This is a genomic window from Pseudosporangium ferrugineum (assembly GCF_003002065.1).
Lineage (GTDB): Bacteria > Actinomycetota > Actinomycetes > Mycobacteriales > Micromonosporaceae > Actinoplanes > Actinoplanes ferrugineus_A.
This window is the reverse complement of sequence record NZ_PVZG01000010.1, coordinates 58,398-79,893: the sequence shown is the minus strand read 5'-3', so window position 1 is coordinate 79,893 and position 21,496 is coordinate 58,398. Positions and strand designations below refer to the sequence as shown.

The 21,496-nt window shown below is 73.1% G+C and carries 18 protein-coding genes; all 18 read left to right on the top strand.

All coding sequences use genetic code 11. The features are described 5' to 3' along the window. The first annotated feature begins 8 nt into the window (after positions 1-8). Positions 9-575 carry a bifunctional pyr operon transcriptional regulator/uracil phosphoribosyltransferase PyrR gene (pyrR, locus tag CLV70_RS21380; RefSeq protein WP_106128317.1) on the top strand — a complete coding sequence of 189 codons (567 nt, stop codon included), beginning with the start codon at positions 9-11 and terminating at the stop codon, positions 573-575. Next, on the top strand, positions 572-1,534 hold the full coding sequence (locus CLV70_RS21375) for an aspartate carbamoyltransferase catalytic subunit (RefSeq protein WP_106128316.1): 963 nt from the start codon (positions 572-574) through the stop codon (positions 1,532-1,534). The genes pyrR and CLV70_RS21375 overlap by 4 nt, the downstream gene beginning before the upstream one ends. Next, positions 1,531-2,799: a dihydroorotase gene (locus CLV70_RS21370; RefSeq protein WP_106128315.1), complete on the top strand. Its 1,269-nt coding sequence runs from the start codon at positions 1,531-1,533 to the stop codon at positions 2,797-2,799. Before CLV70_RS21375 ends, CLV70_RS21370 begins: the two co-directional genes overlap by 4 nt. After that, entirely contained in the window at positions 2,796-3,908 is a 1,113-nt protein-coding gene (gene carA / locus CLV70_RS21365) for a glutamine-hydrolyzing carbamoyl-phosphate synthase small subunit (protein ID WP_106128314.1), read from the top strand. Before CLV70_RS21370 ends, carA begins: the two co-directional genes overlap by 4 nt. After that, positions 3,908-7,216, top strand: coding sequence for a carbamoyl-phosphate synthase large subunit (gene carB / locus CLV70_RS21360; protein ID WP_106128313.1), 3,309 nt, complete (start codon positions 3,908-3,910; stop codon positions 7,214-7,216). The genes carA and carB overlap by 1 nt, the downstream gene beginning before the upstream one ends. After that, complete coding sequence (locus CLV70_RS21355; protein ID WP_106128312.1) at positions 7,213-8,217, top strand: quinone-dependent dihydroorotate dehydrogenase; 1,005 nt, start codon at positions 7,213-7,215, stop codon at positions 8,215-8,217. The genes carB and CLV70_RS21355 overlap by 4 nt, the downstream gene beginning before the upstream one ends. Then, the gene (locus CLV70_RS21350; RefSeq protein ID WP_106128311.1) at positions 8,214-9,473 is read left to right on the top strand and encodes an adenosylmethionine--8-amino-7-oxononanoate transaminase; all 1,260 of its coding nucleotides are present in this window, start codon (positions 8,214-8,216) and stop codon (positions 9,471-9,473) included. Before CLV70_RS21355 ends, CLV70_RS21350 begins: the two co-directional genes overlap by 4 nt. Before the next feature lie 20 nt (positions 9,474-9,493). After that, positions 9,494-10,324 carry an orotidine-5'-phosphate decarboxylase gene (gene pyrF, locus CLV70_RS21345; RefSeq protein ID WP_106128310.1) on the top strand — a complete coding sequence of 277 codons (831 nt, stop codon included), beginning with the start codon at positions 9,494-9,496 and terminating at the stop codon, positions 10,322-10,324. 184 nt (positions 10,325-10,508) lie between these two features. Beyond that, positions 10,509-10,826 (top strand): integration host factor, actinobacterial type, encoded by a 318-nt coding sequence (gene mihF, locus CLV70_RS21340; RefSeq protein WP_023560715.1) that lies wholly within the window; start codon positions 10,509-10,511, stop codon positions 10,824-10,826. A 33-nt stretch (positions 10,827-10,859) separates the two neighbouring features. Then, positions 10,860-11,459 carry a guanylate kinase gene (gmk, locus tag CLV70_RS21335; protein ID WP_106128309.1) on the top strand — a complete coding sequence of 200 codons (600 nt, stop codon included), beginning with the start codon at positions 10,860-10,862 and terminating at the stop codon, positions 11,457-11,459. A 46-nt stretch (positions 11,460-11,505) separates the two neighbouring features. Then, entirely contained in the window at positions 11,506-11,769 is a 264-nt protein-coding gene (gene rpoZ, locus CLV70_RS21330) for a DNA-directed RNA polymerase subunit omega (protein WP_071807772.1), read from the top strand. A 67-nt stretch (positions 11,770-11,836) separates the two neighbouring features. Beyond that, a complete protein-coding gene (gene coaBC, locus CLV70_RS21325) occupies positions 11,837-13,060 on the top strand; it encodes a bifunctional phosphopantothenoylcysteine decarboxylase/phosphopantothenate--cysteine ligase CoaBC (protein WP_106128308.1) in 1,224 nt (407 codons plus the stop codon). A gap of 76 nt (positions 13,061-13,136) precedes the next feature. After that, complete coding sequence (gene metK, locus CLV70_RS21320; RefSeq protein ID WP_106128307.1) at positions 13,137-14,327, top strand: methionine adenosyltransferase; 1,191 nt, start codon at positions 13,137-13,139, stop codon at positions 14,325-14,327. A 406-nt stretch (positions 14,328-14,733) separates the two neighbouring features. Then, on the top strand, positions 14,734-17,163 hold the full coding sequence (locus CLV70_RS21315) for a primosomal protein N' (protein WP_245908373.1): 2,430 nt from the start codon (positions 14,734-14,736) through the stop codon (positions 17,161-17,163). Between the two features lie 10 nt (positions 17,164-17,173). Beyond that, positions 17,174-18,391, top strand: coding sequence for a cytochrome P450 (locus tag CLV70_RS21310; protein ID WP_106128548.1), 1,218 nt, complete (start codon positions 17,174-17,176; stop codon positions 18,389-18,391). Positions 18,392-18,491: 100 nt separating this feature from the next. Continuing rightward, positions 18,492-19,049, top strand: coding sequence for a peptide deformylase (def, locus tag CLV70_RS21305; RefSeq protein WP_106128547.1), 558 nt, complete (start codon positions 18,492-18,494; stop codon positions 19,047-19,049). Positions 19,050-19,051: 2 nt separating this feature from the next. Next, complete coding sequence (fmt, locus tag CLV70_RS21300) at positions 19,052-19,978, top strand: methionyl-tRNA formyltransferase (RefSeq protein ID WP_106128306.1); 927 nt, start codon at positions 19,052-19,054, stop codon at positions 19,976-19,978. After that, the gene (locus CLV70_RS21295) at positions 19,975-21,462 is read left to right on the top strand and encodes an RsmB/NOP family class I SAM-dependent RNA methyltransferase (RefSeq protein ID WP_106128305.1); all 1,488 of its coding nucleotides are present in this window, start codon (positions 19,975-19,977) and stop codon (positions 21,460-21,462) included. Before fmt ends, CLV70_RS21295 begins: the two co-directional genes overlap by 4 nt. The last annotated feature ends 34 nt before the right edge of the window (positions 21,463-21,496 follow it).

Sequence of the window (21,496 nt, the reverse complement as noted above, 5' to 3'; positions counted from 1 at the left end):
GGTCCGCCGTGGCATATCCACGCGCCGACACCGGTTCCACCAAGATCATTCTTTCGGGGTCCGACCTTCAGCGGGTCGTCGACCGGATCGCCCACCAGATCCTCGAGAAGACGTCCGGCGCCCGGGACACCGTCCTGCTCGGCATCCCGACGCGCGGCGTACCGCTCGCCCGCCGCCTCGCCGCCCGGATCCACGCCTTCGAGGGCATCGACATCCCGGTGGGCGCGCTCGACATCACGCTCTACCGCGACGACCTGCGGCTGCACGCCACCCGGGCGCTCGGCAAGACCGACATCCCCGGCGGTGGCCTCGACGGGCGGCGGGTGATCCTCGTCGACGACGTGCTGTTCTCCGGGCGCACCGTCCGGGCGGCGCTGGACGCCCTCAGCGACGTCGGCCGGCCCAGCTCGGTGCAGCTCGCCGTCCTGGTCGACCGCGGGCACCGCGAGCTGCCGATCCGCGCCGACTACGTCGGCAAGAACATCCCCACCGCGCTCGCCGAGAAGGTGCGCGTGTCGCTCGCCGAGACCGACGACGGCGCCGACGAGGTCAAGCTGTACGGAGGAGCCGCATGATCAAGCACCTGCGTTCGGCGGCGGACCTGGACGCCGGCACCGCCACGCTGATCCTGGACACCGCCGCCGAGATGGCCGCCCTGGCCGGCCGCGAGGTGAAGAAGCTGCCGACCCTGCGCGGCCGTACGGTGGTCAACCTCTTCTACGAGGACTCCACGCGTACCCGGATCTCGTTCGAGGCCGCGGCCAAGCGGCTCTCCGCCGACGTCATCAACTTCTCGGCGAAGGGCTCCAGCGTCTCGAAGGGCGAGAGCCTCAAGGACACGGCGCTGACCCTGCAGGCGATGGGCGCCGACGCGGTCGTGATCCGGCACCCGGCCTCCGGCGCCCCGCACCGGCTCGCGTCGTGGGTGGACGGTTCGGTGGTCAACGCCGGCGACGGCACCCACGAGCACCCGACGCAGGCGCTGCTGGACGCGTACACGATGCGGTCGAGGCTCGGGAGGATCGACGGCCTGAACGTGGCGATCGTGGGTGACGTCCTGCACAGCCGCGTCGCCCGTTCCAACGTCCTGCTGCTCACCACCCTCGGGGCGAAGGTGACCCTGGTCGGCCCGCCGACCCTGATCCCGGTCGACATCGCCGCCGCGCTCTCGCCCGGAACTGAGCCTTCCCGCGGCGGAAAACCGAAAGAAAATCGGACGGGGGTGTCCTACGACCTGGACAGCGTCCTCGCGGGCACTGACGTGGTCATGATGTTGCGGGTGCAGACCGAGCGGATGCAGGACTCGTACTTCCCCTCGGCGCGCGAGTACAGCCGCCGCTACGGGCTCGACGTGCCGCGCATGCGCAAGCTGCCGGAGCACGCCATCGTCATGCACCCGGGGCCGATGAACCGGGGCATGGAGATCGCACCCGAGGTGGCCGACTCGTCGCGCTCCACGATCGTCGAACAGGTCGCCAACGGCGTCAGCGCCCGGATGGCCGTTCTCTACCTGCTGCTCGGAGGAAAAGCGTGACCAGCTCGTACCTGATCAAGGGTGTCTCGGTCCTGGGCGGTGACCGCACCGATCTGCTGATCCGCGACGGGGTGGTCGCCGACGGCGGCGGCACGGCGGACGAGACGATCGACGCGGACGGCCTGGTCGCCCTGCCCGGCCTGGTCGACCTGCACACCCACCTGCGCGAGCCGGGCCGCGAGGACGCCGAGACGGTCGAGACCGGCTCGCGGGCCGCGGCGCTCGGCGGCTACACCGCCGTCTTCGCGATGGCCAACACCTCCCCGGTCGCGGACACCGCCGGCGTCGTCGAGCAGGTGTGGCGGCTCGGCCGCGAGGCGGGCCTGGTCGACGTGCTGCCGATCGGGGCGGTCACCGTCGGCCTGGCCGGCAGGCAGCTGGCCGAGCTGGGCGCGATGGCCACCTCGGCGGCCGGCGTACGGATCTTCTCCGACGACGGTCACTGCGTCGCCGACCCGCGCCTGATGCGCCGCGCGCTGGAGTACGTGAAGGCGTTCGACGGCATCATCGCCCAGCACGCCGAGGAGCCGCGGCTCACCGAGGGCGCCCAGATGCACGAGGGCGAGGTCTCCACCCGGCTGGGCCTGACCGGCTGGCCCGCGGTCGCCGAGGAGGCGATCATCGCCCGCGACGTGCTGCTCGCCGAGCACGTCGGCAGCCGCCTGCACGTCTGCCACGTGTCGACGGCCGGGTCGGTCGAGGTGCTGCGCCACGCCAAGGCCCGGGGCGTACGCGTCACCGCCGAGGTCACCCCGCACCACCTGCTGCTCACCGACGAGCTGGCCGCCTCCTACGACCCGGTGTTCAAGGTCAACCCGCCGCTGCGGACGGCGTCCGACGTCACCGCGCTGCGCGAGGCCCTGGTCGAGGGCGTGATCGACATCGTCGCCACCGACCACGCACCGCACGCCGTGGAGGACAAGGAGTGCGAGTGGGCGTACGCGCGTCCCGGCATGGTGGGCCTGGAAACGGCCCTGCCGGTCGTCCTGAGCGTGCTCGGTGAGCAGTGGGAGCTGATCGCCGAGCGGATGTCCCGGGCGCCCGCCCGGATCGCCGGCCTCGCCGGGCACGGCACCGACCTCAGCGCCGGCACGCCGGCCAACCTCACGCTGGTGGACCCGTCCGCCCGCCGGGTCGTCGACCCGGCCGGGCTGGCGAGCCGCAGCCGCAACACACCGTACGCGGGCACCACCCTGCCGGGTCGCATCGTCGCGACCTTCCTCCGGGGAGAGCCGACAGTCCTGGACGGGAAGGCCGTCAAATGACCAGACCAGCGATTCTTGTGCTCGAGGACGGGCGCACGTTCCACGGGAGTTCCTACGGCGCCGAGGGGGAGACCTTCGGCGAGGCCGTGTTCACCACCGGCATGACCGGTTACCAGGAGACGCTGACCGATCCGTCGTACCACCGGCAGGTCGTCGTGCAGACGGCGCCGCAGATCGGCAACACCGGCGTCAACGACGAGGACGACGAGTCCGGCCGGATCTGGGTCGCCGGCTACGTGGTCCGCGACCCGGCCCGGCGCCCCTCGAACTGGCGCGCCACCGGCGACCTGGGCGAGCGCCTGGCCGCCGAGGGCGTGGTCGGCATCAGCGGCGTCGACACCCGCGCCCTGACCCGGCACCTGCGCTCGCGCGGCGCCATGCGGGTCGGCGTCTCGACCGTCGACCTCGACCCGGCGTCGCTGCTGACCCGGGTCAGGGCGGCGCCGGAGATGGCCGGCGCGGACCTGTCCGCCGAGGTCACCACGGCCGGGCGCTACACCGTCGAGGCCGTCGGCGAGCACCGGTACACGGTCGCCGCCCTCGACCTGGGCATCAAGCGCAACGTGTCGCGCCGGCTGGCCGAGCGCGGCGTCACCACGCACGTCTTCCCGGCCACGTCCTCCCTCGAGGACCTGCTGGCGGTGAGCCCGGACGCGGTGTTCCTCTCCCCGGGTCCGGGCGACCCGGCCACGGCGGACGGGCCGGTCGCGCTGGCCCGCGCGGTGCTGAGCCGCCGGGTGCCGCTGTTCGGCATCTGCTTCGGCAGCCAGATCCTGGGCCGGGCGCTCGGCTTCGGCACCTACAAGCTGGGGTACGGCCACCGCGGCATCAACCAGCCGGTGCTCGACCGGACCACCGGCAAGGTCGAGGTGACCAGCCACAACCACGGGTTCGCGGTCGACGCGCCGCTCAACACCGTGATCGACACGGACTTCGGCGGCGTCGAGGTCTCCCATGTCTGCCTGAACGACAACGTGGTCGAGGGCTTGCGGGCGCTCGAGGTGCCCGCGTTCACCGTCCAGTACCACCCCGAGGCGGCCGCGGGCCCGCACGATGCGGACTACCTGTTCGACCGGTTCGTGGAGCTCGTCGAGAAGGTGGAGGCCTGATGCCGAAGCGCACCGATCTGCAGCACGTGATGGTGATCGGCTCCGGCCCGATCGTCATCGGCCAGGCCTGCGAGTTCGACTACTCGGGCACCCAGGCCTGCCGGGTCCTGCGCGCCGAGGGGCTGCGCGTCTCCCTGGTCAACTCCAACCCCGCGACGATCATGACGGACCCGGAGTTCGCCGACGCCACGTACGTCGAGCCGATCACCCCGGAGTTCGTCGAGCTGGTCATCGCCCGCGAGCGCCCCGACGCGATCCTGCCGACGCTGGGCGGGCAGACCGCGCTGAACACGGCGGTCGCCCTGCACGAGAACGGCGTGCTGGACAAGTACGGCGTCGAGCTGATCGGCGCCAACATCGACGCGATCCGCCGCGGCGAGGACCGGCAGCTGTTCAAGGACATCGTCGCGAAGGCCGGCGGCGAGACCCCGCGCAGCCGCGTCTGCCACTCGATGGACGAGGTGCGGGCCACCGTCGCCGAGCTGGGTCTGCCGGTGGTCATCCGGCCGTCGTTCACCATGGGCGGCCTCGGCTCCGGCATGGCGCACAGCGACGCGGACCTCGAGCGGATCGCGGGCGCCGGCCTGGCCGCCTCCCCGGTGCACGAGGTGCTCATCGAGGAGAGCGTGCTCGGCTGGAAGGAGTACGAGCTCGAGCTGATGCGCGACAGGAACGACAACGTCGTGGTGGTCTGTTCGATCGAGAACGTCGACCCGATGGGCGTGCACACCGGCGACAGCGTCACCGTGGCGCCGGCGATGACCCTCACCGACCGCGAGTACCAGCGCCTGCGCGACCTGGGCATCGCGGTGCTGCGGGAGGTCGGCGTCGACACCGGCGGCTGCAACATCCAGTTCGCGATCAACCCGGACAACGGCCGCCTGGTCGTCATCGAGATGAACCCCCGGGTGTCCCGCTCGTCGGCGCTCGCGTCGAAGGCCACCGGCTTCCCGATCGCGAAGATCGCCGCGAAGCTGGCCATCGGCTACACGCTCGACGAGATCCCGAACGACATCACGCTGAAGACGCCGGCCGCGTTCGAGCCGGCGCTGGACTACGTGGTCGTGAAGATCCCGCGGTTCGCCTTCGAGAAGTTCCCCGGCGCCGACCCCGAGCTGACCACCACGATGAAGTCGGTCGGCGAGGCGATGAGCCTGGGCCGCAACTTCGCCGAGGCGCTCAACAAGGCGATGCGCTCGATGGAGACGAAGGCCGCCGGCTTCTGGACGGCGCCCACCTTCACCGACCGCGACGAGGCCCTGGCGGCGCTGCGGGTGCCGCACGACGGGCGCCTCTACACCGTGGAGGCCGCGCTGCGCCTCGGCGCGAGCGTCGAGCAGGTGCACGAGGCCAGCGGCCGGATCGACCCGTGGTTCCTGGACGAGATCAAGGCCCTCGTGGACCTGCGCGACGAGATCCTGGCCGCGCCGGTGCTCGACGAGGCGCTGCTGCGCCGCGCGAAGCGCAGCGGGCTGTCCGACCGCCAGCTCGCCGCGCTGCGGCCCGAGCTGGCCGGCGAGGACGGGGTCCGAACGCTGCGCCACCGGCTCGGCATCCGGCCGGTCTACAAGACCGTGGACACCTGCGCGGCCGAGTTCGAGGCGCAGACGCCGTACCACTACTCGACGTACGACGAGGAGACCGAGGTCGCGCCGTCGGACCGGCCCAAGGTGCTGATCCTGGGCTCCGGCCCGAACCGGATCGGCCAGGGCATCGAGTTCGACTACTCGTGCGTGCACGCGGTCATGGCGCTCAAGGGCGAGTACGAGACCGTCATGGTCAACTGCAACCCGGAGACCGTCTCCACCGACTACGACACCGCCGACCGGCTCTACTTCGAGCCGCTGACCTTCGAGGACGTGCTGGAGGTCTTCCACTCCGAGGACTCCTCCGGCCGGGCCGCCGGCGGTCCCGGCGTGGTCGGCGTGATCGTGCAGCTCGGCGGGCAGACCCCGCTCGGCCTGGCCCGGCGGCTCAAGGCGGCCGGGGTGCCCATCGTCGGCACCTCGCCGGAGTCCATCGACCTGGCCGAGGACCGCGGTGCCTTCGGCGCGGTGCTGGGCCGGGCCGGCCTGCGCTCGCCGGAGCACGGCACGGCCACCTCCTTCGAGGAGGCCAAGGCCATCGCCGACGAGATCGGCTACCCGGTCCTGGTCCGGCCGTCGTACGTGCTCGGCGGGCGCGGCATGGAGATCGTGTACGACGAGCCCACGCTCGCCGACTACATCGCCCGCGCCACCGAGATCTCGCCGGACCACCCGGTGCTCGTCGACAGCTTCCTCGACGACGCGATCGAGATCGACGTGGACGCGCTCTGCGACGCCACCGGCGAGGTCTACCTCGGCGGCGTCATGGAGCACATCGAGGAGGCCGGCATCCACTCCGGCGACTCGTCGTGCACGCTGCCGCCGGTCACCCTGGCCGGCTCGCACCTGGCCGAGGTGCGCCGCTACACCGAGGCGATCGCCCGCGGCGTCGGGGTGCGGGGCCTGCTCAACGTCCAGTACGCGCTCAAGGACGACACCCTCTACGTGCTCGAGGCCAACCCGCGCGCGTCGCGTACGGTGCCGTTCGTCTCCAAGGCGACCGCGGTGCCGCTGGCGAAGGCGGCGGCCCGGATCATGCTCGGTGCCACGATCGAGGACCTGCGCGCGGAGGGTGTGCTGCTGCGCAGCCGCGACGGCGGCGAGACCCCGGCGCACGCGCCGATCGCGGTCAAGGAGGCGGTGCTGCCGTTCAAGCGGTTCCGCACTCCCGCCGGCAAGGGCGTGGACAGCCTGCTCGGGCCCGAGATGAAGTCGACCGGCGAGGTCATGGGCATCGACCCCGGCTTCGGCCCGGCGTTCGCCAAGTCGCAGGCGGCAGCGTACGGTTCGCTGCCGACCAGCGGCAAGGTCTTCGTTTCGGTGGCCAACCGGGACAAGCGCTCGATGATCTTCCCGATCAAGCGCCTCGCCGACCTGGGCTTCACCATCGTCACCACCGCGGGCACCGGCGAGGTGCTGCGCCGGCACGGCATCGAGTGCGAGATCGTGCCCAAGCACTTCGAGAGCCCGGGGCGCAACGCGGTGGCGCTGATCGGGGCCGGCGAGGTCGCGCTGATCATCAACACCCCGCAGGGCTCGGGCGCCAGTGCCCGCTCGGACGGCTACGAGATCCGCAGCGCGGCGGTCACCTACGACATCCCGAGCATCACGACGGTGCCGGGTGCCGCGGCGGCCGTGATGGGCATCGAGGCGCTCATGCGCGGCGACATGTCCGTACGCCCGCTCCAGGAGCTGCACGCGGCGCTGCGGGAGAGCGAGTGACCATCTTCGAGACCGCCGTCCGCCCGGTGCTGTTCCGGGTGGGCGGCGGCGACGCCGAGAAGGCGCACGAGTTCACCCTGGACCGCCTCGCCGGCCTCGGCGCCGGCACCCGCTCCCTGCTGCGCCGCCGGTACGCGGTGAACGCCCCGGTGGAGGTCTTCGGCGTGCGCTTCCCCAACCCGGTCGGGCTCGCCGCCGGGATGGACAAGAACGGCGTCGCGCTGCCCGCCTGGCCCGCGCTCGGCTTCGGCTTCGTCGAGGCCGGCACGGTCACCGCCGTGCCGCAGCCCGGCAACGACCGGCCCCGGCTGTTCCGGCTGCGCGACAGCGAGGCCGTGATCAACCGGATGGGCTTCAACAACGAGGGCGCGGCGGCGCTGGCCGCCCGCCTGGCGGCGCTGGGCCCGCTGGGGATCCCGCTCGGGATCTCGCTCGGCAAGTCCAAGGTGACGCCGCTCGAGGAGGCCGTCCAGGACTACCTGACCTCGTACGAGCTGCTGCACCCGTACGCGGACTACATCGCCGTCAACGTCTCCTCGCCGAACACGCCGGGCCTGCGGACGTTGCAGGACAAGTCGGCCGTCGCGGCGCTGCTCGGCGCGCTGGTGGGCAAGACGCCGGTGCTGGTCAAGATCGCCCCCGACCTGGCCGAGCCCGCGATCGCCGAGCTGCTCGAGGTCTGCCTCGCGTACGGCGCCGCCGGGGTGATCGCCACGAACACCACGCTGGGCCGCGACGGGCTGGCGGCGGCCGACCGGCCGCGCGCCGGCGAGGCGGGCGGGCTGTCCGGCCGGCCGCTGGCCGAGCGGGCCCGCAAGATCGTCCACTTCGTCCACCAGGAGACCGGCGGCCGGCTGCCGATCATCGGCGTGGGCGGGATCATGGACGCCGACGACGCCGCCCGGATGTTCGACGCCGGCGCGTCGCTGATCCAGCTCTACACCGGGTTCATCTACCGGGGCCCGGCACTGGTCAGGGCGGCGGCCAGGGCGCGCCGATGAACCTGCTCGCCCTCGACCGGGCACACGTCTGGCATCCGTACGGGCCCATGCCCGGCCGGGCCGAGCCGCTGGTGGTCGAGAGCGCCCGGGGCGTACGCCTGCGCCTGGCCGACGGCCGCGAGCTGGTCGACGGCATGTCCTCGTGGTGGGCGGCGATCCACGGCTACCGGCACCCGGTGCTCGACGCGGCGCTCGCCGAGCAGGCCGGCCGGATGAGCCACGTGATGTTCGGCGGCCTCACCCACGCCCCGGCGGTCGAGCTCTGCCGCACCCTGGTGGAACTCACCCCGGACGGGCTCGAGCACGTGTTCCTCGCCGACTCCGGCTCGGTCGGCGTCGAGGTGGCCATCAAGATGGCGATGCAGGCCCAGCTCGCCCGCGGGTTTCCGGGCCGGCGCCGGCTCGCCACGTGGCGCGGCGGCTATCACGGCGACACGTTCCACCCGATGAGCGTGTGCGACCCGGTCGGCGGGATGCACTCGCTCTGGACCGGGGTGCTGCCCGAGCAGCTGTTCGCCGGGGTGCCGCCGGTGGACTACGACGACGCGTACGCCGCCGGGCTGGCCGATCTCGTCGCGCGGCACGCGCACGAGCTGGCGGCCGTCATCGTCGAGCCGGTCGTGCAGGGCGCGGGCGGGATGCGGTTCCACCATCCCGCGTACCTGCGCGTGCTGCGGGAGGTGACGAGGGCGCACGGCGTGCTGCTGATCTTCGACGAGATCGCGACCGGCTTCGGGCGTACGGGTGAGCTGTTCGCCGCCGGGCACGCCGGGGTGACGCCCGACATCATGTGCCTGGGCAAGGCGCTGACCGGCGGCTATCTGACGCTCGCCGCGACCCTGTGCACGCCGGCGGTGGCGGACGCGGTGAGCGCGGGCAGCGCGGGCGGCCTGGCGCACGGGCCGACGTTCATGGGCAACCCGCTCGCCTGTGCCGTCGCCAACGCCTCCATCGGCCTCCTGACGGCCCAGGACTGGCGGGGGAGGGTGCGGGGCATCGAACGCGGTCTCCGGGACGGCCTGGAGCCGCTGAGGGGCGCTCCCGGGGTCGCCGACGTCCGGGTCCTGGGTGCCATCGGCGTGGTGCAGCTCGACCACGACGCCGACCTGCCGGGCGCGACCGCCGCCGCCGTGGGTGCCGGGGTGTGGCTGCGCCCGTTCCGGAACCTGATCTACACGATGCCGCCGTACGTCGCGAGCGACGCCGACGTCGCCCTCATTACCAGCGGGATCGCCGCAGCGGTGTCCGCAGCCTGACACGAAAGGGGAAACGCCCCATGGAGACCTTCGGACAGCGGTTACGGGCCGCCACGGACGCGAGGGGGCCGCTGTGCGTGGGCATCGATCCGCACGCCGCCCTGCTGGCGAAGTGGGGGCTGACCGACGACGTCGCCGGCCTGGAACGCTTCAGCTTTACGGTCGTCGAAGCACTGGCCGATCGGGTCGCCGTACTGAAGCCGCAGTCGGCCTTCTTCGAGAGATTTGGGTCACGTGGCGTCGCCATCCTCGAGTCAATTATCCGACAGTCACGCGAGGCCGGTGTGCTGGTGCTTCTCGACGTGAAGCGGGGTGACATCGGCTCCACGATGGCCGCTTACGCGGGCGCTTACCTGGATCCGGACAGTTCTCTGTGTGCCGACGCGATTACTGTCAGTCCCTATCTCGGGGTCGGCTCGTTGCGCCCGGCATTCGACGCGGCGACCGCTCACGGCGGCGGTGTGTTCGTCCTCGCGCTGACGTCCAATCCGGAAGGACCGGGGATCCAGCACGCCCGCACGGCCGGCGGAAGGACCGTCGCGCAGACCGTGATCGACGAGATTTCCCAGCTCAACAGGGGTGCGGAGGGTCTCGGAAGTTTCGGTCTGGTGGTCGGAGCGACCATCGGGGAGACCGGTCACGACCTCTCGGAGGTCAACGGGCCGCTGCTCGCTCCGGGCCTCGGGGCGCAGGGCGGAGACCCCGCCGGACTCAAAGCGATCTTCGGCGAGAGCCTGCGGAACGTGCTGCCGTCGTACTCACGCGAGGTCCTCGCGGCCGGCCCGGATCGGGTCTCTCTGCAGGCCGCGGCGGACCGCGCGGCGGACGCCTGCCGGGCCGTGATCGGGTGAAACGGCCTGCTTACCAGGCCCGGCCGCACGTGGGTGAGGGGTACCCCCACGTTGCCGAAAGCGCCATTGACCGCTAGTTTTCCCGGCGCCGGGAACCACATGCCCCTTTGGTTCCCTGGCACACCACGTTTCACAGATGCGCCGGTATTGAACTACCAGCGCGATAGGGACCTGAGGAGAACTGGTGCCGCTCCCGTCACTGAGCCCCGAGCAGCGTGCAGCCGCGCTGGAGAAGGCTGCGGAGATTCGTAAGGCCCGGGCCGAGCTGAAGGATCAGCTCAAGCAGGGCAAGACCACCCTCGCCGCCGTGCTCGACCGTGCCGAGGGCGACGACGTCGTCGGCAAGCTGAAGGTCTCGGCCGTGCTCCAGGCGCTGCCGGGCATCGGCAAGATCCGGGCTACCCAGATCATGGAGAAGCTCAAGATCGCCGACAGCCGTCGCCTTCGTGGCCTCGGCGAGCAGCAGCGTAAGGCCCTCCTGGGGGAGTTCGCTGCGAACTGACTCACCGGCTCGTGTTGAATGAGCCATGTGAGCATGGATGACGACGCGCGCCCGGCAGCCCGACTCACCGTCCTCTCCGGCCCTTCGGGGGTGGGCAAGGACAGCGTGATCGAGCTGATCCGGGCGCGCTCGCCATGGATCAAGCTGTCGGTGTCGGTGACCACCCGCAAGAAGCGCGACTACGAGACCGACGGTGAGCATTACCACTTCGTCACCCGCTCGGAGTTCCAGCGGCTCGTCGACGGCGACCAGCTCCTCGAGTGGGCCGAGTTCGCCGGCAACCTCTACGGCACGCCCCGGGCGCAGGTCGAGGGCTGGCTCTCGCAGGGCCGGCCGGTGCTGCTGAAGATCGACCTCCAGGGCGCCCGCCAGGTCCGCGCCTCGATGCCGGACGCGCAACTGGTGTTCCTCGCCCCGCCCAGCGTCGACGAGCTCCGGCGCCGGCTGATCGGGCGCGGCACCGACGACGAGGAGACGATCCGGCGCCGGCTCGAGCACGCGGATCTCGAACTCGCGGCCGAGAAGGAGTTCGACCGTACGGTGGTCAACGACTTCGTCGAGCGGGCCGCCGATGAGCTGGTAGGATTGCTCGGTTCGTCGTTTCTGACCCCGGCACAGGTGCCGGAGCCGTAGCGGGCGAACCCTAGGCTCAGCTCCCCAATCGTGAGGATTTCTTTCCGTGGGAACCATCGCCAACCCCGAAGGCATCACCAACCCGCCGATCGACGAGCTGCTCGACAAGACCTCGTCGAAGTACTCCCTGGTGATCTTCGCGGCCAAGCGCGCCCGCCAGGTCAACGCCTACTACAGCCAGCTCGGTGAGGGCCTGCTCGAGTACGTCGGCCCCCTGGTGGAGACGACGCCGCAGGAGAAGCCGCTCTCGATCGCGATGCGCGAGATCAACGCCGGGCTGCTCACGGCCGAGGCCACCGACCAGCCCTGACGCCTCCGGTGTCCCACCGCCCGCGTCCGCTCTGCGGGCGCGGGTTTTTCGTCGACGGGAGTGGCTCATGACCGAGGTCGTGCTGGGCGTCTGCGGCGGGATCGCCGCCTACAAGGCCTGCGAGCTGCTGCGGTTGTTCACCGAGTCCGGGCACGGGGTGCGGGTCGTGCCGACCGCCTCGGCGCTGAAGTTCGTCGGCGAGCCCACCTGGGCCGCGCTGTCCGGCCGGCCCGTCGTCACCGAGGTCTGGGACGACGTGCACGAGGTGCCGCACGTGCGCATCGGCCGGCACGCCGACCTGGTCGTGGTCGCGCCGGCCACCGCCGACCTGCTCGCCAGGGCGGCCCACGGCCTCGCCGACGACCTGCTGACCAACACGCTGCTGACGGCCACCTGCCCGGTAGTCTTCGCGCCCGCGATGCACACCGAGATGTGGGAGAACGCCGCCACCCGCGCCAACGTGGCCACCCTGCGCGGGCGCGGCCACCTCGTCATCGAGCCCGCGGTCGGCCGGCTGACCGGCGCCGACACCGGCAAGGGGCGGCTGCCCGACCCCGCCGCGATCTTCGCGACCGCGCTGCGGGTGCTGCGCCGGGGTGTCGCGGCGGAGACCGACCTCGCCGGCCGGCACGTCGTCGTCACCGCCGGCGGCACCCGCGAGCCGCTCGACCCGGTCCGCTTCCTGGGCAACCGGTCGTCCGGCAAGCAGGGGTACGCCCTCGCCCGTGCCGCGGTGGCCCGCGGTGCCCGGGTCACGCTGATTGCGGCGAACGTCACTTTGCCCACGCCCGCGGGGGCCGACGTGGTGCCGGTCGGCACCACCGAGGAGCTGCGCAAGGCCACCGTCGCGGCCGCCGCCGGCGCCGACGTCGTCGTGATGGCCGCCGCCCCCGCCGACTTCCGTCCCGCCGACGTCGCCGACCACAAGATCAAAAAATCCGGCGACGGTACGGCGCCCACGCTCGCGCTGGTCACCAACCCGGACATCGCCGCGGAGATCGGCGCCGCCAAACGCCCAGGTCAGCTGCTCGTGGCCTTCGCCGCCGAGACGCGCGACGCGCTGGAGAACGCCCGGGGCAAACTCACCCGGAAACGCGCGGACCTCATCGTCGTTAACGAGGTGGGCACCGACCTGGTCTTCGGCGCCGACCACAACACGGTGACGATCCTGGGCGCCGACGGCACGACCGCCGAGCTCGGGGAACTCCCCAAAGACGATGTGGCGGATGCGATATGGGACCAGGTCACCTCGCGCCTGGCGCCGCAGGCCAGGCAGGATGGGACGGCGTGAGGCCGCACCTGCGCCCCCTCCGCGGCGGTGACTACACTGCCGCGGAACGAACCTTCGACGCTATCTGAGGAGCACCGTGGCACGCCGCCTGTTCACTTCCGAGTCGGTCACGGAAGGCCACCCGGACAAGATCGCTGACCAGATCAGCGACGGTATTCTCGACGCCCTGCTGACGCAGGACCCGCGCAGCCGCGTCGCGGTGGAGACGCTGATCACAACCGGTCAGGTGCACGTCGCCGGCGAGGTGACGACCCAGGCGTACGCGGACATCCCGAGCATCGTGCGCGAGACCATCCTCGGCATCGGCTACGACTCGTCGAAGAAGGGCTTCGACGGCGCGTCCTGCGGCGTCAGCGTCTCGATCGGCTCGCAGTCGCCCGACATCGCCCAGGGCGTCGACAGCGCGATCGAGCTGCGGTCCGGTGACTCGGAGCACGTCCTCGACTCGCAGGGCGCCGGCGACCAGGGCATGATGTTCGGCTTCGCCTGCTCCGAGACCCCCGAGCTGATGCCGCTGCCGATCGCGCTCGCGCACCGCCTCGCCCGCCGCCTGTCGGCCGCGCGCAAGGACGGCACCATCCCCTACCTGCGCCCGGACGGCAAGACCCAGGTCACCATCGAGTACGACGGCCTGCGCCCGGTCCGCCTCGACACGGTCGTCGTGTCCTCCCAGCACGCCGCGGACATCTCGCTCGAGTCGCTGCTGACCCCCGACGTCCGCGAGCACGTCATCGCCCCCGAGCTCGAGGGCCTCGGCCTCGAGACCGACGGCTACCGCCTGCTCGTCAACCCGACCGGCCGCTTCGAGATCGGCGGCCCCATGGGCGACGCCGGCCTGACCGGCCGCAAGATCATCGTCGACACGTACGGCGGCTACGCCCGCCACGGCGGCGGCGCCTTCTCCGGCAAGGACCCGTCCAAGGTGGACCGCTCGGCGGCGTACGCGATGCGCTGGGTCGCCAAGAACGTGGTCGCCGCCGGCCTGGCCGAGCGCTGCGAGACCCAGGTCGCGTACGCGATCGGCAAGGCCCACCCGGTCTCCCTGTTCGTCGAGACGTTCGGCACCGAGAACGTCCCGGTCGAGCGCATCGAGAAGGCCATCAACGAGGTCTTCGACCTCCGCCCGGCCGCGATCATCCGCGACCTCGACCTGCTCCGCCCGATCTACCAGCAGACGGCGGCGTACGGCCACTTCGGCCGCGAGGTGCCGGAGCTCCTCTGGGAGAGCACGGACCGCGCCCAGGACCTGAAGAACGCGGCCGCCTGACGCCGCCGTTGTGACGCACGAGAAGGGTGCCCCGGCCACGGCCGGGGCACCCGCTCTGTTTCCACCGCCTCCGGGCCTGTCGACGGCCGCTCTCTCCACCGATCCGGCTGCCCCCGGTTCCTCGGCTCCCGGTCCGCCGCCCGGTTCCTCGTCCGCCGGCTCCGTAACCGATTCTTCGCCGGCGGTTCTTCGTCGGCCGGTTGGTGCGCCGGCTCGTCCGCCGGTTCGTGCGCTGGTTCGTCCGCCCGCTCGTCCGCCGGTTCTCCGTTTGCCGGTCTGTGCGCCGGTTCTTCGTCTGCCGGTTCTGGCGCTGGTTCCGTGGCCGGGAGTCCGTTCGGCGGCGGTGGGGTTTCGGCGGTGGTGAGGGTTCGCGGGGGATGTCGTACCCGGGCGGGAGAATGGGCGGGTGACGGGGAAGAGCAGGGACAGGGAGCCGGCGGCGACGCTGCCGGTCGCACGGGTCTGCGTCGACGTGGCGCTGCCGCACCTCGACCGGCCGTTCGACTACCTCGTGCCCGCCACCGACGACGCGGCCGCCCAGCCCGGCGTGCGGGTCAAGGTGCGCTTCGCCGGCCAGCTGGTCGGCGGCTTCCTGCTCGAACGCGTGGAGACCAGCGCCCACGCCAAGCTCGCCTACCTGGAGAAGGTCGTCTCCGCCGAGCGGGTGCTGGATCCCGAGATCGCCCGCCTCGCCCGCGCGGTCGCCGACCGTTACGCCGGAAACCTGTCCGACGTGCTCCGCCTCGCGATCCCGCCCCGCCACGCCCGCGTCGAGGCCCAAGCGGCACCCCCGACGCCCGCCATGCCGGCCACCTCACCCGCCTCGGCCACGCCGGTCCTGTCGGCCGTGCCAGGTGAGCTCGCCGCGTCGGCCGCCTCGGCCACGCCGGTCCTGTCGGCCGTGCCAGGTGAGCTCGCCGCGTCGGCCGCATCGGCTGGGCCGGCCGCGTCGGGTGGGCCGGTTCCGTCGGCCGCGTCGGCTGGGCCGGTTCCGTCGGCCGCGTCGGGTGGGCCGGTTCCGTCAGGCGTGCCGGCCGTGGCGGGTGAGCCGGATGCGGGCGGCGCGACGCTGGAGTCCGCGGTGGCGGTCGCGGCCGGTGTTGTTGCCGGGTCCGGCCACCTCGCACGTCCGGGCGACGGCGGGGGTGCCGGACCCGCGGCCGGACCCGGGCCGTCCGCCGCTCGGCCCGGCGTCATCATCGGCGGGGCGGTCGGCGATGGGGGGTTGGAAGACACGGCGCCGGCTGGTGGGGACGGCGACGGGTGGGGGGCTTATCCGGCCGGGGTGTCGTTTCTGCGGGCGCTGGCGCGGGGGCGGGATGCCCGGGCCGTGTGGTCGGCTCTGCCGGGGGAGGACTGGCCTGCCCGGATCGCCGAGGCTGCGGCGGCGACCGTGCGGGGTGGGCGGGGTGTCGTGGTGGTGGTGGCCGACGCCCGGGATCTTGAGCGGGTTGATCGGGCTCTGGGGAAGGTGCTGGGGGTGGGGCGGCATGTTGCTCTGCATGCCGCCGCCGGGCCTTCCGAGCGGTATCGGCGGTTTCTGGCGGCGAGCCGGCATCGGGTCTCGGTGGTCGCCGGGACCCGGGCGGCGATGTTCGCTCCCGTCGCCGATGTCGGGCTCGTGGTGATCTGGGACGACGGGGACGATCTGCACGCCGAGCCGCGGGCGCCCTATCCGCACGCCCGGGAGGTGCTGCTGACCCGGGCACAGCTGGCCGGGTGTGCTGCGCTTGTGGGGGGCTTCGCTCGTACGGGGGAAGCGCAGTTGCTTCTGGAGACCGGGTGGGCGAAGGAGATCATCGCGGGGCGGGACACGTTGCGGGCGCGGTGTCCGGCGATCGCTCCGGCGGGGGACGACTGGCAGCTCGCGCGGGATCCCGGGGCGGTCACGGCGCGGTTGCCGAGCCTGGCGTGGCAGACCGCGCGGCAGGCGTTGCAGGGCGGGGCGCCGGTGCTGGTGCAGGTGCCCCGGCGCGGCTACCTGCCGTCCGTGGCCTGCGCCGAGTGCCGCACGCCGGCCCGGTGCCCGCACTGTTCGGGGCCGCTCGGGCTGGCCGGGGCGCGGTCCGTGCCGGCCTGCCACTGGTGCGGGCGGGCCGCCGCGGCCTACGCCTGTCCCGCCTGCGGGGGGCAGCGGCTGCGGGCGTCGGTGACCGGGGCGCGGCGTACGGCCGAGGAGCTGGGACGGGCCTTTCCCGGCGTGCCGGTGCGCACGTCCGGCCGCGACGAGGTGCTGGACGTCGTGCCCGGCGACGCCGCGGTGGTGGTGGCCACGCCGGGTGCCGAGCCGATCGCCGAGGGTGGGTACGGCGCGGTGCTGCTGCTCGACACGTGGGCGCTGCTGACCCGGGCCGACCTGCGCGCGGCCGAGGAGACGATGCGGCGGTGGCTGTCCGCCGCCGCGCTGGCCCGCCCGGCGTCCGCGGGGGGACGGGTCGTGGTGGTGGCCGACGGTTCGCTGGCGCCGGTGCAGGCGCTGGTGCGCTGGGACCCGGGCTGGTTCGCGGCCCGGGAGCTCGCCGAGCGGCGTGAGCTGGGCTTCCCGCCCGCGGCCCGGTTCGCGAGCCTGACCGGGCGGGCTGAGGCGGTCGCCGAGCTGCTCGCCGCGTCCCGGCTGCCCGAGGGCGCCGAACTGCTCGGGCCGGTGCCCGCGGGCTCGGTCCGCGCCGCCGGTGAGCCCGGGGATGAGGTGGAGCAGGAACGGATGCTGGTGCGGGTCTCGCGGGGCCGGGCCGCCGCGCTGGCCCGGGCGCTGCACGAGGGTGCGGCGGTGCGCAGCGCGAAGAAAGCCGCCCTGCCGGTGCGGGTGCAGATCGATCCGGCGCAGCTGCTGTGAGAATCGGATGATGGATGCCGCCGCGGCCGTCAGGTCCCTGCTCTCGCCCGGTGCCGGGTTCGACCCCTATCCGGCGTACGCCGCCCTGCGGTCCGCCGGGCCGATCGTCGGGCACGACGGTGCGTTCTTCGTCACCGGGTGGGCCGCCGCCGACGCCGTGCTGCGCGACCCGAGGATGATCGTTTTCGACTCCGGGCTGCTCGATCAGCACTGGCCGGACTGGCGGCGGAACAAGGGTGTCGCGCTGTTCGCGGACTCGATGCTGAAGCACAATCCGCCGAACCACACGCGGATGCGGCGGCTCGCCTCCGGCGTGTTCACGCCCCGGCGGGTCGCTCGGCTGCGGGACGTCATCGTCGCCCAGGTGGACGAGACGGTCGCCGAACTGGCCGCGGGGGCCGACGGCGGGGTGGTCGACTTCATGACCTACCTCGCGTACCCGTTGCCGATCGGGGTCATCTGCGCGCTGCTCGGCGTTCCCGCCGCCGACCGGGGCCGGTTCCGGCGGCTGGCCGAGGCGTTGACCGCCGTGCTGGAGGTGCAGCTGACCGAGGCGCAGGCCGCCGCCGCGCACGAGGCCGCCGGGGAGCTCGAGGAGTACTTCGCGTCGCTCATCGAGGTGCGGCGGCGGGACCCCCGGGACGACCTGGTCACCGCCCTGGCCGCGGCCCACGACGCCGGCGGCGACCAGCTGACCGCGGGCGAGCTGATGGGCAACCTGGCGCTGCTGCTGGTCGCCGGGTTCGAGACGACCACCAACCTGCTCGGCAACGGGCTGCGGCTGCTGCTCGACCGGCCGGCCCACGTGACCCGGTTGCGGGAGGATCCCGCGGCGGTGGGCGCGTACGTCGAGGAGATCCTGCGTTTCGACCCGCCGGTGCAGCTGACCGGGCGGTTCGCCGGCGCGGATGCCGAGGTCGCGGGTCTGCCCGTACCGGAAGGCAGTGAGATCATGCTCTTCCTGGGCGCCGCGAACCGGGACCCGGCGCGGTTCGCCGACCCCGACCGGTTCGACCCCGGACGGTCCGGCAACGCGCCGCTGTCGTTCGGTGCCGGGATCCACTACTGCCTCGGCGCGCCGCTGGCCCGGCTGGAGGCGGAGGTCGCGTTGCCGGCCGTGCTGCGCCGGTTCCCGCGGATGGCGCTGGCCGGCGAACCGGTCCGCCGCGACCGGCTCACCCTGCGCGGATGGGCGGCGCTGCCGGTCGCACCGGGCTCCGTAGACTAGGCGACGACAGACCAGGCGGCGACCGCCGGACGGCGACCGACCCGATGGCGACAGACCCGATGGCGACCGAGATGTGTACCCCAGGCAGGAGTGGCACCGCGTGACCGTCCAGAACATCCGTCTGTTCGGCGACCCGGTGCTGCGTACGCAGGCCGACGCGGTCACCGACTTCGACAGGGAGCTGCGTACCCTCGTCAAGGACCTCACCGACACCATGCGCGATGAGGGCGGTGCCGGTCTCGCCGCGCCGCAGCTCGGGGTGGGTCTGCGGGTGTTCGCGTTCGACGTCGACGACGTGGTCGGGCACATCGTCAACCCGGTGCTGAGTTTCCCCGACGAGGAGGAACAGGACGGCCCCGAGGGCTGCCTGTCCATCCCCGGCGTGTACGTCGACACCAAACGCCGGCAGAACGTCGTCGCGGAGGGCTTCAACCAGCACGGCGACCCGATCCGGCTGGTCGGCACCGGGCTGATGGCCCGCTGCGTGCAGCACGAGACCGACCACCTCGACGGGGTGCTGTTCCTGGACCGCCTCGACGCCGCCGCCCGGAAGGACGCGATGAAGCAGATCCGTGCCGCCGACTGGTACGACGCCGGCAAGCCGCCGGTGATCAAGGCGAGCCCGCACGGCCGCGGCATCTTCGGTCTGGGGCGATGAGCATGCGCCTCGTCTTCGCCGGTACGCCGGAGGTCACCCTCCCGTCCCTCGACGCCATCGCCGCGTCCTCGCACGAACTGGTCGCCGTCGTGACCCGCCCCGACGCGCCCGCCGGCCGGGGGCGCCGGCTGGTCCGCTCGCCCGCCGGCGCGTGGGCCGACGAGCGCGGCATCGAGGTGCTCACCCCGCAGCGTCCCCGGGAGCCCGAATTCCAGGAGCGGCTGCGGGAGATCGCGCCCGACTGCGTGCCGGTCGTCGCGTACGGTGCGCTGGTCCCGCCCGCGGCGCTGGAGATTCCCCGGCACGGCTGGGTGAACCTGCACTTCTCGCTGCTGCCCGCGTGGCGCGGCGCCGCGCCGGTCCAGCACGCCGTCCTGCACGGCGACGAGGTCACCGGCGCCAGCGTGTTCGAGCTGGAGGCCGGCATGGACACCGGTCCGGTGTACGGCACGCTCACCGAGCAGATCCGCCCCACCGACACCTCCGGCGACCTGCTGGCCCGGCTCGCCACCGAGGGCGCCGGGCTGCTCGTCGCCGTGCTCGACGCGATCGAGGCCGGCACCGCCCGCGCGCATCCGCAGCCGGCCGACGGGGTCAGCATGGCCCCGAAGATCAGCGTCGAGGACGCCCGGGTGCGCTGGGACGATCCGGCCTTCGCCGTGGACCGGCGGATCCGCGCGTGCACGCCCGCGCCCGGCGCGTGGACGACGCTGCGGGACGAGCGGCTCAAGCTCGGCCCGGTGCGCCCGGTGGCCAACGCGGTCACCCTCAAACCCGGCGAACTGCTGGTCGAGCGCACCCAGGTGCTCGCCGGCACCGCCACCACCCCGGTGGTCCTCGGCGAGGTCCGGGCCGCCGGCAAGAAGCCCATGTCCGCGAGCGACTGGGCGCGCGGCCTGCGGATCAACCCGGGAGAGCAGCTTCAGTGAGTTCCGAGCACCGCGCCGACCGCCCGCACAACTCCGGGCGGCCGCGGCGCCCCGGCGGACCCGGCTACGGCCGTACCGAGGGACGCGACGCCCGCACCGGACGCGGACCGCGGGCCGGTCGCCCGCCGTCGGACCCGGCCCGGCAGGCGGCGTACGAGGCGATCGCCGCCGTGCACCGCGACGACGCGTACGCGAACCTGGTGCTCGCCGACATCCTGCGGGGGATGGGGCTGCACGGGCGCGACGCCGCGTTCGCCACCGAGCTGACGTACGGCACCCTGCGCGCGCTCGGCACGCTGGATCTGATCATCGCCTCGGCGGCCGGTCGTGACGTGGCGCGGATCGACCCGCCCGCCCGGGACGCGCTGCGGCTGGGGGCGTACCAGCTGCTCTTCACCCGGGTGCCGGCGCACGCCGCGGTGAACCAGACCGTCGACCTGGTCCGGGCGGTCGCGCCCGGCGCGTCCGGGTTCGCCAACGCCGTGATGCGCGGCATCTCCGAGACGAGCCTGGACGACTGGCTGACGAAGCTGGCGCCGGACTACGCCGAGGACCCGGTCGGCAACCTCGCGGTGCTGCACAACCATCCGGAGTGGATCATCCGCTCGTTCGCCGAGGCGCTCGGCGGCGACCTGGACGACACCGCCCGGCTGCTGATCGAGGACAACCAGCCGGCGGTCGTGCACCTGTGCGCCCGCCCCGGCCGGGCCGACGCCGTGGAGCTCGCTGACGAGGTCGACGGGGTGCCGGGGGCGTTCTCGCCGTACGCGGTCTATCTCAACGGTGGCGCGCCCGGCGAGCTCGCCGCGATCCGCGACGGCCGCGCGCACGTCCAGGACGAGGGTTCCCAGCTGGTCGCGGCGGCGTTGCTGGCCGCGCCGATCGAGGGCCGCGACACCCGCTGGCTGGACCTGTGCGCCGGCCCGGGCGGCAAGGCCGGGCTGCTCGGCTCGATCGCCGCCCAGCGCGGCGCCGAGGTCACCGCGGTCGAGGTCGCCGACCACCGGGCCCGGCTGGTCGAGCAGGCCACCGCCGGGCTGCCGGTCACCGTTCTGCCGACCGACGGGCGTACGGTCGGCCGCGACCCCGACCTGCCCGAGGAGGCCTTCGACCGGGTCCTGGTCGACGCGCCGTGCACCGGGCTGGGCTCGCTGCGCCGCCGGCCGGAGTCGCGCTGGCGCCGCAAGCCGGCCGACCTGCCGCCGCTCACCCGGCTCCAGCGGGAGCTGCTCGTCGCGGCGCTGCGGGCGGTGCGGCCGGGCGGCGTGGTGGCGTACGTGACGTGTTCGCCGCACATGGTGGAGACGCAGGTGACGGTGACCGAGGGGTCGCGGCGCAGCGGGGTCGAGGCGGACTTCGTGGACGCGCGGCCGCTGCTGCCGCCGGGGATGCCGAAGCTCGGCCCGGGCCCGACGGTGCAGCTGTGGCCGCATCGGCACGGCACGGACGCGATGTTCCTGGCGGTGCTGCGCCGCACGAGCTGAGCCGTCGCGCCGGTTGCGCGGATTTGTCACTCTG

Bases quoted from the DNA above. Each gene is read 5' to 3' on its own strand.
- CLV70_RS21375 (WP_106128316.1), top strand. From the start codon at position 572: ATGATCAAGCACCTGCGTTCGGCGGCGGACCTGGACGCCGGCACCGCC.
- carA (WP_106128314.1), top strand. From the start codon at position 2,796: ATGACCAGACCAGCGATTCTTGTGCTCGAGGACGGGCGCACGTTCCAC.
- carB (WP_106128313.1), top strand. From the start codon at position 3,908: ATGCCGAAGCGCACCGATCTGCAGCACGTGATGGTGATCGGCTCCGGC.
- CLV70_RS21350 (WP_106128311.1), top strand. From the start codon at position 8,214: ATGAACCTGCTCGCCCTCGACCGGGCACACGTCTGGCATCCGTACGGG.
- pyrF (WP_106128310.1), top strand. From the start codon at position 9,494: ATGGAGACCTTCGGACAGCGGTTACGGGCCGCCACGGACGCGAGGGGG.
- gmk (WP_106128309.1), top strand. From the start codon at position 10,860: ATGGATGACGACGCGCGCCCGGCAGCCCGACTCACCGTCCTCTCCGGC.
- coaBC (WP_106128308.1), top strand. From the start codon at position 11,837: ATGACCGAGGTCGTGCTGGGCGTCTGCGGCGGGATCGCCGCCTACAAG.
- CLV70_RS21310 (WP_106128548.1), top strand. From the start codon at position 17,174: ATGGATGCCGCCGCGGCCGTCAGGTCCCTGCTCTCGCCCGGTGCCGGG.
- fmt (WP_106128306.1), top strand. From the start codon at position 19,052: ATGCGCCTCGTCTTCGCCGGTACGCCGGAGGTCACCCTCCCGTCCCTC.